The organism is Vagococcus sp. WN80Y, assembly GCF_059621045.1.
This window is the reverse complement of record NZ_JCAQHY010000149.1, coordinates 12,584-29,103: the sequence shown is the minus strand read 5'-3', so window position 1 is coordinate 29,103 and position 16,520 is coordinate 12,584. Positions and strand designations below refer to the sequence as shown.

Here is a 16,520-nt window from a genome sequence, read left to right as displayed (position 1 = left end):
AAGAAATGGGATTATGGGGGAATGGCTATGATTGAAATTTATTTGTTTATCCACCCTCTCTGCTCGGAAAGCCTTGCTTCTGAAAAGAGAATTCTGCAAATAATTCAAACTGAGCACAAAAAGGTTCAATTTAAGTTTCTACCATTATTAAATTTGCGCAGTTTTCAACAATTTTTGCATGAGCATCATTTAGAATCTATCAGTATTCAAGAACGCAATCGATTATTCGAATCTGCTTATTCAGCTGCTTTAGATTACAAAGCTATGCAACTTCAAGGCAAAAAAAAGGGACGAGCCTTTCTACTAGCTCTTCAAGAAAAAATTTGTTTACAACATTCAATTTATACAGAAGATTTAGTCAATGAGATTGTCAGCCAAATCAATGGTGATTTGACAATGTTTCGAACTGATCGTTCTTCAACTATTGTTCGTGATTCATTTATTTCCGATCAAGAAACGGCAAAAGAAATGAACGTTTGTAAAAACACTTCTGCCGTTGTCTTTAACTACGCCTGTGACCGTGATTTCGGGGTTTTAGTTGAGACCCCGCCTACTTCAGAAATTTTGCGTGAACTGTTTAAAACTAATGATCAAGCATGTAACGACACCTATGTCGAACAACTAGCCAACCAATCACCAACAAAACTTAATGACTATTGTTTACGCCTCATTGAAAATTAACAAAAAAACCACGAATTCGTGGTTTTTTTTGTGCTTATAACTTATCAACTAGTTGTTCAAACTCATTCAAACGTTCTTCAAAAACCTTCATAGCCTCTTCAAGATAAGCCGGTTGTGTCATATCAACTCCAGCTTTTTTCATAACTTCAATTGGAAAATCACTGCTACCTGCTTTCAAATATGCTAGGTAGTTTTCTAAAGCCTGAGGTACCTGTTGACTAATTTTATGTGCCAATGTTGAAGCGGCCGAAAAGCCAGTTGAATATTGATACACATAATAATTATAGTAAAAATGAGGAATACGTGCCCACTCAGTTGCAATTTCAGGATCGCGTTCAACAGCATTACCATAATATTCTGCATTCAAATTAGCATAATAGTCATTCAAATACTCACTGGTCAACGGTACACCTTTAGCATCCTCTGAGTGAATAAAATGTTCAAATTCAGCGAATTGTGTTTGTCGGAAAATAGTCCCCTTAAAACCATCCAAATAGCGATTTAGAACATAAGCTCGAACATTTGGATCAGTTTCTGTTGCTAATAAATGCTCAGTCAAAATATTTTCATTTGTCGTAGAAGCAATCTCTGCTAGAAAAATCGAATAATCTCCATAGATATAAGGTTGATTGTTCCGCGTAAAGTAACTATGAACACTGTGGCCCATTTCATGTACAAGTGTATACAATTGATCCAAACTATCATGCCAGTTCATCAATATGTAAGGAGCAGTATCGTAGCATCCTGAAGAATAGGCACCACTTCGTTTCCCTTGATTTTCAACAACATCGATCCAACGGTTGGAAAAGGCTTCTTCGACAACTTTCATGTATTCGGCTCCTAAAGGTTGTAGAGCTACCATCGCTTTTTCCTTTGCCTCTTCATACGAATAACGAATAGGTGCCTCTCCTAAAATAGGCGTATACATATCGTACATATGTAAAGTATCAACACCCAACAACTTCTTGCGCAAAGCAACATAGCGATGTAAAAGAGGTAGATTTTTCTTAACAACGTCCAACAAGCTATCGTAAACTGGCTCTGGAATGTGGTTAGCTGCTAAGGCTGCTTCCCTTGCTGAGCTATACTTGCGAATAGTTGCCTTAAAATTATGAGTTTTTACATGATTAGACAGTGTGGTCGCAAAGGTATTTTGAAATTGTTGATAAACACTATACATCCCTTTAAAGGCCTCTTCACGAACCTCACGATTAGTACTCTCTAATAATTGTCCATATAATCCATGAGACAATTGAACCGTTTCTCCCTGATCATTTTTAACTGTTGGAAAGGACAAATCGGAATTATTTAAAATCGAGAAGGTTTGGCTTGATGCACTAAAGATTTCACTTGCGCCAGCTAATAGCCCCTCTTCTTTTTCTGACAGAATATGCGGGCGCTCACTTAGTACATTAGCAACTAAATGGCGATATAACTCTAATTCTGATTTTTCTTCAAAATATCCCCAAACAACCTCATCACTTAATTGTAATAACTCTGGCTCAAACCATGAGATAGCTTCACTAACTTGCGCTGCTAAACTACTAGCTTTAGCATATAATCCCTGATAGGCTGTATTAGTAGTATCTTGATCGTTTTTCAAATGCGAATAAACATAGATAACTTCAAATTTCCGCGTCACTTCACCAATAAATTCAAGAGCATTATACAATGCATCTGCTCCCTCGGCCAAAGTTCCTTTATAAGTTGAGACATCGCTCAATTGGGCGGTTATTGTTTGTATTGCTTGTTCACACTCACTATCATTTGCAAAAATAGGAGTTAAATCCCACGTTTGTGTGATCTCTAGTTCCGAACGCTTAGGTAATTGCTTTGCTTCCATTTATCATCTGCTCCTCTCGCATCGTGCTTTACATTTTTATTCTTACTTATTTATAATAGCATATTTCTGTGAGGAGTTGCGGAAATATGTTCATGGTTAGCTAATTGACTTGTGGCACATTGTTTTCGCTCCTGGCTTGAAGAAAAATAAGTAAGTCCACGTAGAACCGTTAACTGATTTTCAACGATAGTAATATATTTCAACTGACATAAAACTTCCAAATACTCCTCTAAGAATTGAGTAAGAATAGTTGCTAAAGGAACTAATGGCATCAAATAACATGTCAATTGCTCGGCTAGAAAAAGTCTTTGAAAATACCGAGTGAACTCAGACAGAGAAAGAGTTTCATGCTTTAAAAGAACTTGCCAAACTAATAAGCGCCACATTAAAACAGATGTTTTAGCAGCCAAAGGTTGCGTCACGGGCAAAAAAAAGACAAGGTCAAGAGCTCTTAAATGATGACCTCGCAGATACAATTGTTCTTGCATAATGAGAGTTTGTTTGTCCTTCCTAATTAGTCGCTGATCAAGTGAATCAAACATTGTCTCCAGCAGTGGCAAGCTTTGGTACTGGCGTTTTATAAAAATGCGATTCTGTTGTGGAAAATTTATAAGCACCATAGGTGAACAACTCCCCACTTGCCACTGCTTTCGTTTGTAAAGACAACGACCCGAAAGCTGAATTTCTTCTATGTGCATCAGACAACTAATCGATTCTTTTTCTATGGCCAATTCCCAAAGGTAAAAACCACTCTTCTGATGATATCCAACACATCCTTTCTGTATAGCTGATAATTTTTGACCAACAAAAAAATTTTTGCCAAGTAACCAAATAACCTGGTAGCCATGACGATGATAATTTTCTGTTCTTTCAACTAATCTCGCCAATGACAAGGAGCTACATTGAAATTCAAGTGCGATTTTACCCTCAAGCAAAATATCTGGTCGTTGTTTCAATTCTGGTAAATATGCCTCTAATTCATAGTTTAGCTGATACGCCTCACACCAGTTGGCTAACAACTGCTTACCAGCTAAATGCTCCGTTGTTTCCCCTTCTGAAAAAATTTGGCATTGACTGTTTTGATGATGAGCAAAATGAGCCAACTTAAGTGGCCCATTTTTAAGAATAAGCCGTTGCCTACAACCTCTACACAACCAATTTTGTTTGGGTAGTTCTGCAATTTCTTCTTTCGTATGTAGCATCAAATTCAGTAAGTCACCCTGCTCCTTTTCTGCAATAAACATAAAATCGCTCCTTCAATATTACGAATTGATTAGATTCCTAATACTAAATTACGCAATTTTAGATGAATTCCATTAAAAAAAGCGACCGAGATAACCTCAATCACTTTTATCATAAGAACTTTTTGATAAACTAGAATATGACTATATCCAAACTTTAGCAACTAAATACAGTAGGAACAAACCTGATATTCCCCACATTGGTACTGATATAGTCTGACGTTTGCCTGCAAATAGTTTAACTAGCGGATACGAGACAAAACCAAAGGCCAGTCCATCTGAAATACTCATAGAAAAAGCCATTAATACAATCATCAAAAATGCTGGAAACCATTCAGTCAGGTCCGTTAAATCAATGTGACGAATATTCTCCATCATCATGCAACCAGTGATAATAATTACTGGTGACAAGGCTGAGCTAGGAATAAATGACAACAATGGGATAGCAAATACAGCCACAAAAAATAAAAGCCCGACTGTTACTGCAGTCTTTCCAGTTCTACCTCCTTGTTGAATTCCAGTTGAGCTCTCTGCTGCTGGAATAGTTGGACTAGTTCCTAAAACACTTGATAACAACATAATAATTCCATTAACTCTAAAAACTCTTTTAAAATCTTTTGAAGTTAGACCCGTTAAAATACCATTAAAAAGTCCCATTGACTCAAAAATTAAAATCATTGCCAAAGAAAAAGTTCCCAAAATAAATTCTGTCATAAACATAGACGAAAAATCTAATTTCCCAACAATGGATGGATAATTTTTAATAGCAGATAGTGTAAACATGTTCTCAGCTTTAGGAACTAGTTTAAATAAATTAGCCACAACTGTGGTTAAAATGATCCCAATAAAAAAACTTCCCTGTACATTTCTCAACAATAAGAATAACGTCACCAGTAAAGAAGCCAATGTCAGCAACAATAGCGGCGATTGAAATGAATTCAAGGTCATAAAAGTATGCTCACCTCGCACTATTACTCCACCATTTTCCAATCCAACTATCACTAAAAAGATACCGATTCCAGCCGTGATTCCATGTTTTAAACTTTCAGGCACTGCTTCTACCAAAAGTTGAGTCAGTGGTGTAAATGCTACTAATAAATAAATCAAACTGGCGCAAAAACTAGCAGCTAGCGCTTCTTGCCAACTCATTTTCAACGAATAGACAAGCGTGTAAGTGAAAAAAGAATTGACTCCCATCCCCGTTGTAATTACGATAGGCACTTTTCCTATAATACCAATGGCTAAGCAGCCAATAACTGATATAAAGATAGTACCAAAAACACTGAGCTCCGGCGGGATTCCGGCCTCTGCTAAAATCATTGAATTAACAATAATCACATAAGAAATCGCAAAGAAAGAGGTCAAACCAGCTAATATTTCTTTTTTTAGATCCACATTTTTTTCAATCATACTCACTTGCTCCTTTATTTTTAAACACAAAAAAGTACAGACGAATGGCTTGTTGCCCACCCACCTATACATAAAGATTTTTTGTATTAAGTTGTTAACCGATATATAATGTAACATCAAATCGTTCGGAAAGCAAGCGCTAACTGCTATTTCTTTTTAAAAGCCGATTTTATATTTTGAAATCTCTTAAAGTGAGCATATCAGTAGCTATTTTATCAATAAAAAGATTAAAATAATTGCCACCAATACCTGACTCGTCCCTATTGCGCCTCCTAGTGCCATTGCTTTTGGGCCTTCTTTAATTAAATCCTTAAACTTAACACGCATTCCAATTCCAGCTAATGCAATAATTTCAAACTGACCACTGATTGTCTTAGCCGTCAGTGAAACAATTTCTGGAATAGGGGTAAATGAAATCAACAAGCAACATACGAAGAAAACACTGATAAACCAGGGAATCCCTACTTTTGTTTGTTTTTTACTTACCGAATTAGTAAATAGTGGTCCTTTATCCGTTGTATTCATTCTTGAAAAGCTTAAAGCGACTCCTACCAGTAAAATAATTCTTACGATTTTAAAAATAGTGGCAATCTGGGTTACGTCATCATTTACAAGCTTTCCTGATGCAATAACCTGACCAATTGACTGTAAAACACCGCCAATCACCGCACTCGTCGGCATTGTTTGGTGCTGATATAAAAAACTGGTCAGTAACGGTAGAACAACCATCAAGACTGTCCCTGTCAAATTTACAATTGTAATAGAAATCCCCTTATCCTTATCATCCGCTTCTAGTATGGGACTAACTGTTCCGATGGCCGATGAACCACAGACAGCATTTCCGGCGCACATCAAAAGAGAAAATTTTCGACCAAAACCAAACCATTGCCCTAATTTATAAGCAATAATCATGGTAGCTACCATTTGGCAAATAATAAAACTTATTCCTCGTATCCCGACACCCATTACATCCGTAATATTTAATGTCAGACCTGTCAACGCAATTGAATATTCTAATAACCTGCTTTCTGAGAATCTTACTCCATTAGCCAAGCTTTCTCTATTTAAAAACGTATTGCCAAATAAAATCCCTAAAAGAATCGCAAACAATGCCCCTCCTATCTGAGGAACCAATTTACCAATTCCTTGAGCGACTATTGCAATTGCCAAACAAGCTCCAAAGCCTAACCAAACTTTTTTTAGCCAACCTACTATTTTTTGCATCTACAACACTCCTATATTCTTACTCATCTAACTACTATAGTGCTAGAGTATCATGAAATTAGAATAAAAAGAAATTATAGATTATAATATAACTATAAAAAATAATTATAAAGGAGCTACCATGTTAGATTATCGTTATGACACTTTTCTTGTTCTTTGTAAAGAACAAAACTATACAAAAACAGCTGAAAAATTATATATTACTCAACCCGCTGTCACGCAGCATATCCAATGGTTGGAACAAAAATATCACACTAAATTAGTGACCTATCAACATCGAAAAATTAACTTGACCTCTACTGGACAGCTACTTTACGATTATTTGAGAAACCTACAAGCTCAAATAAATAAAATTGAAAGTAATTTATTAACTAACCATGCTACTAGTAGAACACTCAATTTTGCGACGACACTTTCCATTGGTGATCACTTATTACCCCAGATTATTAGAACCTTTGCCGAATCAGACCCACAACTAAATATTTCTTGTCAAGTAGAAAATACTGAGCAAATATTAGCTCAACTCCAAGATGGTCAGATTGATTTTGCATTAGTTGAAGGAAACTTTCCCAAAAGTAAGTTCAGCTATTTTGAATTATCGTCTCAACCATTTATTGCAATCGCTTCAAGTAATAGCAATCTTGACTCATCTGTAACTTATCAGCTGGCAGAGTTATTTCCTTATACCCTAATAACTCGTGAAAAAGGCTCTGGTTCAAGAAAGATTCTCGATAACTTGCTATCCGAACAAAACTATGGCGTAGATGATTTTTCTAGATTATTCGAACTAGGAAGCCTTAACAGTATTAAAGAGCTGGTTAGATACAATTTAGGAATAGCCTTTCTTTATGAAGAGGTGGTTAAAAAAGAGCTAGCTGAACAGCTTTATCAAAAAATTAATATTGATCGACTAGATCCTTCTCACAGTTTCTATTTCATCTATTTGAGGGACAGTCTATTTGAAGCAGAATTCATTCAGATCTTTCAAATGATTCAGGCTATTAACTAGTTTAAACTATCTTTATTTAGACTCTCTGAGTTATAATAAACTAACATAATCACCAATTTATCTATTCATTCAAGGAGGATAACTAACCATGCCAGAAAATAAGGAACAACGTATTCCAGAAATTATGACTGACCTTAGAAAAGACATTATTAAAGTGCCAGCTGTCATTCGTAAGTGCAGCGGCATTCGAATATTTGGCCGACGAATCAAATCAATCGTCTATTCAACTGATATTGCCATTATTCGCAACATCGATGCTGATGCAGTAATTGCTGTTTATCCTTTCACACCTCATCCAACCATTACCAAAAGCATTACTGAAGCAGCTGATATTCCAGTTTTTTCTGGAGTAGGTGGTGGACTAACCCAAGGTAAACGTTCAGTTCAAATGAGTATTTTTGCAGAATCCCAAGGGGCAATCGGTGTTGTTGTCAATGCACCAACACCTAAAGAAACAATTGAGTCAATTGCTGAAGTGGTTGATATTCCTGTAGTCGGAACCATTACTTCTCTTTTTACAAATGTTGAAGAACGGTTAAATGCCGGTATTTCTATTCTCAATGTTAGTGGTGGCAAAGATACAGCTAGTATTGTTCGAAAAATTCGTGAAGATTATCCAGATATTCCGATTATTGCTACAGGTGGTCCAACTGAAGAAGCTATCCTCGAAACAATTGAAGCAGGTGCTAATGCTATTACTTATACTCCTCCATCAAACGGACAACTTTTCAGTAAAAAAATGGATGTTTATCGCGATCAAGAAAAACAAAACGCCAACTCACTTGACTAAAATAAGAGGGTGAGACAAAAAAGTCTCACCCTCACTTATTTTACCACTATTAAAAAATCAACATGCCGCAAAAGTCTGCTCACTATACTTCTCAGCAAGTAAACTTAACAACCGTTAAAACGCTACATGCTGTTTTATTGCTTCAGTACTCCAGTTCCTAATCTTTTAAGTTCTTGTTGCCAATTTATTAAGCGTCTCTGCAATCTCCACCACTTCAATAGCTTCATCCATTTGTCCTAATTCTTTTAACACAATTCCTTTTAGCATATAAAGATCGCTCAAGCGGTAATAACTTTTCTTTTTTTGACTCCATAAGATACCTTGTTCAATGTATTCCATCGCTTCATCGTAAGTTTTCAAATCCTCAAAACTAGCAGCAATATTTTGAAATACTTTAATTAGCTCTAATGTTTCACGCTTATTGATGTCATTATAAAATTGAACGATACTCCGTTTCATAAATGACAGACCTAATTCAAATTTTCCTTGATTATAATAAATTAGCCCTATTTCGCTTAGCAACATAACCTCCATGTCAGTTGCATGCTTTTTTTGCCGATTATAGGTATGATTTAATCCTTCTTGTAAAATTGCTAATGCTTCTGCTGAATCAGGCTGACTAAAACTCAAGCTACATCCTTTATAATAGGCATATTCTTGCAATTCTAATTTAGTTTTGAAAACCTCTGTCTCTAGACTATCAATTTCTGAAATCGTCGTACTCAATTCCTTAATTTGTTTACTATGTTTATATTGTTTTAACAATTCTAACCAATTGTTTACAGGTATTTTAGCTGCCTCTTCTCGTGTTAACACATAATTAACGGAGACGTTCAATTTTTCACAAATCTTTTGCATAACTAACACGTTAGGAACAACATCATTATTTTCTATACGACTTAGCATTCCTTGTGAACAAATATCTTTAGCTAGTTCACCTTGTGATAAAAAACGATCTCTACGTAATTCCTTAATAACATGTCCATAAGTGATTGAGTTATACATTGTTCGGTCTCCTTTTCGTGGGCAATGGATTTTATTTTTTACTACTTACATATTATAAGATATTTTTTCACGAAAATGGTCTCAACTTTTCAGAAAAACTTCTTATTTTTTGAGACAAATCCCTACGCTACCACCTTTTAAAAGAACGTTTTAAAAACTAAATTCAGATAAGTATACTAAAAATCTTTATTTAAAAATAATTAACAACTCCATAATAAATAACCGTTAAATAAACTAAATATTCATCTAAAAAAGAAAAAAGACGTATTTTTCCGTCTTTTTTCCTTTTCCAAGCAAATTTAAGTAGTTACTTGAATGTATATTTCTATTGAACCATCTGGATTATACTTTTCATAGTCAACTAGATAAACTCTGTGCAATTGCCCCTCATCCTCTAGCGCCCAAATTTTCTGCCATGCTTGATAGACGCTCATTTCTTGAGTTGTATCGACCTTAAAAGTACGATAATTAGCAAATTTATCAACCTCTATCTTCTCAGTCGTTACAATTGATTCCGTCGCAATCGATAGAGTATAATCTCCCTTATAGTCACTTTCAAATTTATGATACACGCCATACATGGTAGTCGACTCTGCTAATTGCTGAGTAGCATCCTGCCAAACTTTTTGAATCTTTTCACCCATCTGCCCATCTGTAAAATTATTAGTTACTACCTGTGCCAAAGCATATAACGTCATTTTCATCACACTCCTTTTCTACTTTCAATTATAAAAAAACTAAGTTGACATCAGTCTGTCAACTTAGTTGGTATATATTTTTCCCATCTGCTCTATCGCTTGAAGATGGGCTAATTTCAAAGTATTTGGTTTCAAAACCTTCACTGCCGCTCCAAACATTAACAAAAAGGGGATTAAATTCTTGTCTAAGTCTTCTTCAAACTTAACTTGGATTTCTCCTGATGGTAATCTCTCTAATTCCTTCTCAGTAAAAAAATCATATAACTTACCTAATTCCTTCTCAGGAAACAAACAAATCACTTGTTGTCTCTCTTGACTAACACCCGCATCGAAACTATTCTGGTTCGTACTCTCAGCTATTTTGTCAGTTGATTCTTGTAACTCTCTAATACGTGTCAGCTTGAACGCTCGCTCATCTCTTCTCAATTCACAATCAGCAATTAAATACCAACTGCCATTCTTTAGGATGAGTTGCCGGGGGCTAATTTTTCGAGTTGTTTTTTGTCCATTAGCGGATACATATGAGATTGTCGCTTTTAATCCTTGTGTCATTAGTTGCTGAAATTTAGCGAGTTTTCTTTTAGTGTCATTTTCAATTATTTGTCGGTGCAACGTTCCCTGTCATAAACTCACTTGAAACTCTTCTGGCTCATTCATGATTAATAGGCGTAACTTTTCGGTAATCTCTTGACCTAATCTATTTTCTGTCAATAACTCATTTTGCAACTCTAACGCTCTAATAAGCCATACCTTTTCCTCTTCAGAAAAAGTATAAGTACGAAGCTTAAACGTATCCATCAATTGATAGCCACCCTCGTTTCCATGTACAGCAACAATTGGAAAACCAGCTGTTTCCAAAGACACGATATCACGATAAATAGTCCGCTTAGAAACATCAAAACGAGCAGCCATTTCTTTAGCCGTTACGAGAGGATGATTTAGCAACATCACAATAATAGCTAATAAACGCTCTATTTTCATTTATTCCTCCTGATCTCACTAAAAATTTTCTTAATAATTAATTTGATTAGGATGACTAATTTAACAACTCCGTCTGTATTTTTTTAGGCAGTTTAGCAAAAACAAGATCGTATGAACCTTTCAAAAAGGCTAATAGCTCCGCTTTTTCAAAGGTTGATTGATTCAAAATAATTGAATTCCAATGAGTTTTGTTAGCGTAGTAGCCTGGAATAATCCATTCATATTGCTCACGTAACTCCTCATTACGTTCTGGCACTCCCTTTACAGTCATCACTAGCTGTCCTGTTTTATTTTCACCAATCATGCAAAAACATTTACTCATGATTTCGAAGTATTCACATTCCCAAGACTCACGATAGCTAGTCTTTACTCCCACCCACTTTTGACTTTCTGATTGTAAGTAAGCTATTAATTCTTTCATTATTTGGCCTCCAAACTGGCAAAAATACTTAGCAAATTACCATCTAAATCTTTAATAATAGCGTACCTTTGTCCCCAGAAAGCATCCCAAGGCTCTTTAAAAAGATCATAGCCAGCCTCTTTCATTTTTTTTGATAAGTGATTCACTTCTTCAACGGAGTCACATAAAAAAGCTAATTCCAACTTGTCACCTTGACTCTTTGGTTCAAATCCATATATCCCAGCAATCATCTCACGCGTATTTAACGAAATTCTTATTCCTTGATTAGCCAATTCGACATAGTTTTGTGTCGGATCACCGATTACTGAAAAACCAAAAACCTCATAAAATTCAATTGCTTTTGCCACATCACTGACAATAATTCCCACCATATCCAATTTCATCATTTTCTCCCTCTCTCTTCTCGTCTTCTCATTAGTCTAATGGACCACGAACTAATTGTCTTGGATAATTACGACAACTCTGCTGAACTTCTGTCGGAGTTAAGCCACTAATCAATTTAAACCGCCTCGTAAAGTGAGCTTGGTCATAATAACCATTACTTAACGCCACCTCAGTCAGGCTCATCTTAGGAATTAAAATTAGCTTCTTCAACGTTTTTTGGAAACGTAAAATATCATAAACCTCAAAAGGAGAAAGTCCCGTCTCCTGACGAAATAAACGTTGAATTGACCGTTCAGAAATCACTTCTCGTTGAATAATGTCCCGGTAATCAGCATGTAAAATACAGTTATTTATAACATTTTTTATTAAACTTGATGATGATTTAGTTTGAGACAAGTGCTTCAAAAAAAATTGATTAAATGCTAACATCAATTGATTAAGCGTTGGCCCCTTCTCTACTTCCTTAGATAGGAATTCTTTAAATTCAGCAAAACCATCCCACTCACTTAACAATTGATCTTTCGTTTGAGTCAAATTACCAGAAAGCCACTTTCTCAAAGAGTTCAAGTAACATCTAATTCCTAGAAAAATTTCACCTGATTGGCTCGTTGACATAAAGTACCGTGTACTAGGACCACAATAACGAAGTTCCTTAAAAGTCATATCCGGCGTGAACGTTAGAATAAAATCAGCACATAAATCGGGAATGACTCTCTCCATCTGAATAGAAGTCTGTGGCATACTGATCCAATAACAATCAATATAGGGACACAGCGCTTGAGCCGGTTTAACTTCATAATAGTGATTAGTCAGTTCATGCCAAATAATAGGTTTAAATCCACTCATTTCCGTCCCCCTTTCTTTAATGCTTATTATAAACGAAGTACTCCTCATTTCCTATTAAGACTCACAAGTCTATTTATATTCTAAAAAATAAAGAGAGTAAGACAATTGTCTCCCCCTCTAAATGACTAACAGATAGTTAGCCATACATTATATTTTGAGCAAAAAAGCTAGCTATTACAGTATTCATTTCATATTGTTTCAACTTATCATCAAAATAAAGCCCAAAAAATTATTTAACATATGTGCAAAGATACTGGCTTCAATCAGCTTTGTTTTCCAATAAATTACACCAAATCCCAAAGCCATTATAAAGTAAACTAAGAAACTTAGTAGGTCTGTCGGCATATGAAATAAAGTAAAAACTACTGCACAAACTAGAACACCAAGACGTTCAAACTTCTTAAAAATCACAGAAAAGACGCCACGAAACATTACTTCCTCCGTGATAGGTGCTAAAATAACTATCGAGATAAACATTGTTACCCTAGATGAGTTTGTGAATAGCCACTCTAAACTTTCTTGATTCGCAGTGTTAAAGTTAGGTGTAAAATAATTAATTAACTGCTCGAGAATTGTTGAGGCAATTACTAACAGCACACCATAAACAACCATCTGAACTAACTCTTTTTTGGAAAATGGCTTACTGGTGAAAAACGTCACATTTTGACGCTTAAACAACCATAGAATAAAAATGAAAATGGCCACTTGAATCACATTAATAAACCACGGATAATATAGATTATGCATTATCTTTTCTATCCAAGCATCTCCATTCGTTGATGTCAATTCATTACTTATTTCAATACTCTTCTTCGCTATTTGCGGAAGTAACGCAACCCCTTGTCCAACAAAATTAAGAAACCAATAAAGAACTAACAGCACTACTGCATAGCCTATGGGGATTTCCTTCATATTACGTTGATTTTCTGGTAACTCTTGTAGTAACATTTCTTTCACCATCCTTCTTTTCGATTATAACGCAAATAATAACACTGATACAAGTCTCTCAATACGTTTTCAAAGGCAAAAAAAGAAGCGAGACGATTTGTCCCACTCCTTTTAAATTGATTAATGGCTACATCATACCGCCCATGCCACCCATACCTGGATCCATACCTGGCATTGCTGGTCCTGCTGGTTCTGGTTGATCAGCAATCACTGCTTCAGTTGTTAATATTAGCGCAGCAACACTTGCCGCATTTTGTAAAGCAGAACGTGTCACTTTAGTTGGGTCAACAATCCCTGCTTCGATCATGTTTACCCACTCATCCGTAGCAGCATTAAAACCAACACCGGTTTCTACTTGTTTTAATTTATCAACTACAACTGATCCTTCATGACCAGCATTATCAGCAATTTGACGAATTGGTTCTTCAAGGGCACGCAAGACGATGTTGATTCCTGTTTGCTCATCACCTTCTGCTTTTAATTCCGCCACTTTATGAGAAACGTTTACTAAGGCAGTTCCGCCCCCTGAAACAATTCCCTCTTCAACAGCTGCACGTGTTGCATTTAAAGCATCTTCAATACGCAATTTAAGCTCTTTTAATTCCGTTTCAGTTGCAGCACCTACTTTAATTACAGCAACGCCGCCTGATAATTTAGCTAGACGTTCTTGTAATTTTTCACGGTCAAAGTCAGATGTTGTATCTGCAATTTGTGAGCGGATTAACCCAACACGATCTTCGATTGCTTGTTTGTCTCCAGCGCCCTCAACAATTGTTGTATTATCTTTATCAACAACTACAGTCCGAGCAGTTCCAAGAGCCTCAATTGTTGCATCTTTCAACTCTAATCCTAAATCTTCAGTGATCAATGTGCCGCCTGTTAGAGTCGCAATATCTTCTAACATTGCTTTACGACGATCGCCGAAACCAGGCGCTTTAACAGCTGCTACGTTAAAGGTTCCACGAATTTTATTTAATACTAACGTTGGTAAAGCTTCCCCATCAATATCATCAGCTATGATCAACAATGGTTTATTTTGTTGTAAAATTTGTTCTAATAACGGCAAAATATCTTGGATATTAGAGATTTTTTTGTCTGTAATCAAAATGTATGGATTATCTAAGACTGCTTCCATTTTATCGTTATCAGTTACCATATATTGAGATAAATAACCACGATCAAATTGCATTCCTTCAACGACATCTAATTCAGTTTCAATTCCTTTAGATTCTTCTATTGTGATAACGCCGTCGTTTCCAACTTTATCCATCGCAGCAGAAACTAATTCACCGACACGCTCATCACCAGAAGAAACAGCCGCTACTTGTGCGATAGATTCTTTTGAATCAACTTTAACTGAAATTGCATGCAATTCTTCAACTGCTGCTTTTGTCGCCTTTTCAATCCCTCGGCGAATGCCAATCGGATTAGCGCCCGCAGTTACGTTCTTAATTCCTTCACGCACAATTGCTTGTGTTAATAACGTCGCTGTTGTAGTACCGTCACCAGCGATATCATTAGTTTTTGAAGCAACTTCTGAAACAAGTTTTGCGCCCATGTTTTCAAAGTGATCTTCTAATTCAATCTCTTTCGCAATCGTTACCCCATCATTAGTGATTAGTGGTGAACCGTAAGCTTTTTCTAATACAACGTTACGTCCCTTTGGTCCTAATGTTACTTTTACTACGTCAGCCAATGTATCTACACCTTTAACCATTGCTGCGCGAGCATCTACTGAAAATTTAATATCTTTAGCCATTATTTCTTTCACCTCATCATAATATTTTTAATTCCTAAAAATGTTTTTAATGTTTAGTCAACAATTGCCACGATATCTTTTTCGTGAACGATTAAATAGTCTTTACCTTCGTATTTAACTTCTGACCCAGCGTATTTTTCAAACATCACTTTGTCACCGACTTTAACGGATAAGGTCATTCTTGTGCCATTTTCTAACACTTGGCCATCACCAACAGCGATTACCTCACCGGTTTGTGGTTTTTCTTTAGCTGCCGAAGTCAATACTAAGCCACCAGCGGTTACTTCTTCTTCTTGACCTACTTCAATAACAACACGATCATTTAATGGTTTTAACACTGTAAATCCCTCCACTTTATAAGTCTATAGTTAATTCAATTAGCATTTAGCACTCTTTTGTACCAAGTGCTAACTCACTCTTATATAATACTCATTATTTAGTTTTTTTGCAAGAAATATGGTAAAAAAGTTTTTAATTAGTTCTTAGACTCAATTGTGCTATACTTTAATTTAAAGAAAAGCCTTATAACGGAGGTCAAATATGACATTAAAGAAGTACACGACAACTCAGATATTAATCTATTTGGTCGTTTATTTTAGCCCAAGCTTACTAAGACCCTTTGATTCTAGTAATACTTTAATCACTACTTTTACAACCATTAGCTATTTAATCGGTGCTGGTTCAATGATTTTTTTAAGTCACTCACTCAACGAATCTCCTCAAATTGAAGAAAAAAGAGCGCCTCATTCAACAGTCATCACTTGGGGATTTTACGGCGTATTTTTAGCTTTTATCACCCAGATTGCCACTGGAACAATTGAACAGCTTATTTGGCAAACTGGTTCCTCACAAAATACCCAGGTTATTGCTCAATTAATTCGTGATTCTCCATTTTTTTTACTAGCAGTCACAATCGCTGGACCTATTATGGAAGAGTTCATTTTCCGTCGCTGCATCATCGGTTTTCTAAATCAATACATGGCGACTTTATTAGCAGCATTAATCAGTTCAACCCTCTTTGCATTAGTACACGCGGATGGTCATCTCCTTGTTTACTTCTCCATGGGGATGGTATTTTACTTCTTGTACAAAAAAACCGGCAGTATATGGACTTCCATCATCTCTCATTGCTCGATGAACTTTTGCGTAATGTTGATCCAACTAACACTTGCATAAACGACTCAGTTCTAATCATAGTTCACAGAGAAAAACGACACCCAATTAAAGCTAGGTGCATGTAACTTACTAAATTGAGTTACTACCCGACAAGTGAAAACTTG

General features: G+C 35.9%; 18 protein-coding genes. 4 read left to right on the top strand and 14 right to left on the bottom strand.

Annotated elements, in window-relative coordinates; translation table 11 throughout:
• The first annotated feature begins 27 nt into the window (after positions 1-27).
• A complete protein-coding gene (locus tag AC5KOD_RS10780) occupies positions 28-681 on the top strand; it encodes a DsbA family protein (RefSeq protein ID WP_496914564.1) in 654 nt (217 codons plus the stop codon).
• 34 nt (positions 682-715) lie between these two features.
• Here the strand turns inward: AC5KOD_RS10780 and pepF are convergent, their stop codons facing one another.
• The 4 genes from pepF to AC5KOD_RS10760 all read right to left on the bottom strand — a co-directional run bounded on the left by pepF (position 716) and on the right by AC5KOD_RS10760 (position 6,399).
• Positions 716-2,524, bottom strand: a complete 1,809-nt coding sequence (gene pepF, locus AC5KOD_RS10775) for an oligoendopeptidase F (protein WP_496914563.1) — start codon at positions 2,522-2,524, stop codon at positions 716-718.
• Positions 2,525-2,574: 50 nt separating this feature from the next.
• Positions 2,575-3,768 (bottom strand): competence protein CoiA, encoded by a 1,194-nt coding sequence (locus AC5KOD_RS10770; protein WP_496914562.1) that lies wholly within the window; start codon positions 3,766-3,768, stop codon positions 2,575-2,577.
• Positions 3,769-3,909: 141 nt separating this feature from the next.
• Positions 3,910-5,175 (bottom strand): NCS2 family permease, encoded by a 1,266-nt coding sequence (locus tag AC5KOD_RS10765; RefSeq protein WP_496914561.1) that lies wholly within the window; start codon positions 5,173-5,175, stop codon positions 3,910-3,912.
• A 207-nt stretch (positions 5,176-5,382) separates the two neighbouring features.
• Positions 5,383-6,399, bottom strand: a complete 1,017-nt coding sequence (locus AC5KOD_RS10760; RefSeq protein ID WP_496914560.1) for a YeiH family protein — start codon at positions 6,397-6,399, stop codon at positions 5,383-5,385.
• A gap of 121 nt (positions 6,400-6,520) precedes the next feature.
• On the opposite strand from AC5KOD_RS10760, the gene AC5KOD_RS10755 reads away from it, so the two are divergent.
• Together AC5KOD_RS10755 and AC5KOD_RS10750 are read left to right on the top strand one after the other, a co-directional pair.
• Complete coding sequence (locus AC5KOD_RS10755) at positions 6,521-7,408, top strand: LysR family transcriptional regulator (protein WP_496914559.1); 888 nt, start codon at positions 6,521-6,523, stop codon at positions 7,406-7,408.
• Between the two features lie 88 nt (positions 7,409-7,496).
• Positions 7,497-8,198, top strand: coding sequence for a beta/alpha barrel domain-containing protein (locus AC5KOD_RS10750; protein ID WP_496914558.1), 702 nt, complete (start codon positions 7,497-7,499; stop codon positions 8,196-8,198).
• A gap of 165 nt (positions 8,199-8,363) precedes the next feature.
• Here the strand turns inward: AC5KOD_RS10750 and AC5KOD_RS10745 are convergent, their stop codons facing one another.
• From AC5KOD_RS10745 to groES, 10 genes are all read right to left on the bottom strand, one after another.
• Positions 8,364-9,203, bottom strand: a complete 840-nt coding sequence (locus AC5KOD_RS10745) for a helix-turn-helix domain-containing protein (RefSeq protein WP_496914557.1) — start codon at positions 9,201-9,203, stop codon at positions 8,364-8,366.
• 299 nt (positions 9,204-9,502) lie between these two features.
• Positions 9,503-9,901, bottom strand: a complete 399-nt coding sequence (locus tag AC5KOD_RS10740; protein WP_496914556.1) for a hypothetical protein — start codon at positions 9,899-9,901, stop codon at positions 9,503-9,505.
• A 63-nt stretch (positions 9,902-9,964) separates the two neighbouring features.
• On the bottom strand, positions 9,965-10,513 hold the full coding sequence (locus tag AC5KOD_RS10735; protein WP_496914555.1) for a helix-turn-helix transcriptional regulator: 549 nt from the start codon (positions 10,511-10,513) through the stop codon (positions 9,965-9,967).
• Positions 10,514-10,522: 9 nt separating this feature from the next.
• Complete coding sequence (locus AC5KOD_RS10730; RefSeq protein ID WP_496914554.1) at positions 10,523-10,882, bottom strand: helix-turn-helix transcriptional regulator; 360 nt, start codon at positions 10,880-10,882, stop codon at positions 10,523-10,525.
• Positions 10,883-10,937: 55 nt separating this feature from the next.
• Entirely contained in the window at positions 10,938-11,303 is a 366-nt protein-coding gene (locus tag AC5KOD_RS10725; protein ID WP_496914553.1) for an MmcQ/YjbR family DNA-binding protein, read from the bottom strand.
• Positions 11,303-11,686: a VOC family protein gene (locus AC5KOD_RS10720; RefSeq protein ID WP_496914589.1), complete on the bottom strand. Its 384-nt coding sequence runs from the start codon at positions 11,684-11,686 to the stop codon at positions 11,303-11,305. Before AC5KOD_RS10720 ends, AC5KOD_RS10725 begins: the two co-directional genes overlap by 1 nt.
• Positions 11,687-11,717: 31 nt before the next feature.
• The gene (locus AC5KOD_RS10715; protein ID WP_496914552.1) at positions 11,718-12,533 is read right to left on the bottom strand and encodes a helix-turn-helix domain-containing protein; all 816 of its coding nucleotides are present in this window, start codon (positions 12,531-12,533) and stop codon (positions 11,718-11,720) included.
• Positions 12,534-12,731: 198 nt separating this feature from the next.
• On the bottom strand, positions 12,732-13,481 hold the full coding sequence (locus AC5KOD_RS10710) for a CPBP family intramembrane glutamic endopeptidase (protein ID WP_496914551.1): 750 nt from the start codon (positions 13,479-13,481) through the stop codon (positions 12,732-12,734).
• A 127-nt stretch (positions 13,482-13,608) separates the two neighbouring features.
• Positions 13,609-15,240, bottom strand: a complete 1,632-nt coding sequence (gene groL, locus AC5KOD_RS10705; RefSeq protein WP_496914550.1) for a chaperonin GroEL — start codon at positions 15,238-15,240, stop codon at positions 13,609-13,611.
• A 53-nt stretch (positions 15,241-15,293) separates the two neighbouring features.
• Positions 15,294-15,578 (bottom strand): co-chaperone GroES, encoded by a 285-nt coding sequence (gene groES / locus AC5KOD_RS10700; protein ID WP_496914549.1) that lies wholly within the window; start codon positions 15,576-15,578, stop codon positions 15,294-15,296.
• A gap of 202 nt (positions 15,579-15,780) precedes the next feature.
• Between groES and AC5KOD_RS10695 the strand changes: the two genes are divergently transcribed.
• Positions 15,781-16,416, top strand: coding sequence for a CPBP family intramembrane glutamic endopeptidase (locus AC5KOD_RS10695; protein ID WP_496914548.1), 636 nt, complete (start codon positions 15,781-15,783; stop codon positions 16,414-16,416).
• The last annotated feature ends 104 nt before the right edge of the window (positions 16,417-16,520 follow it).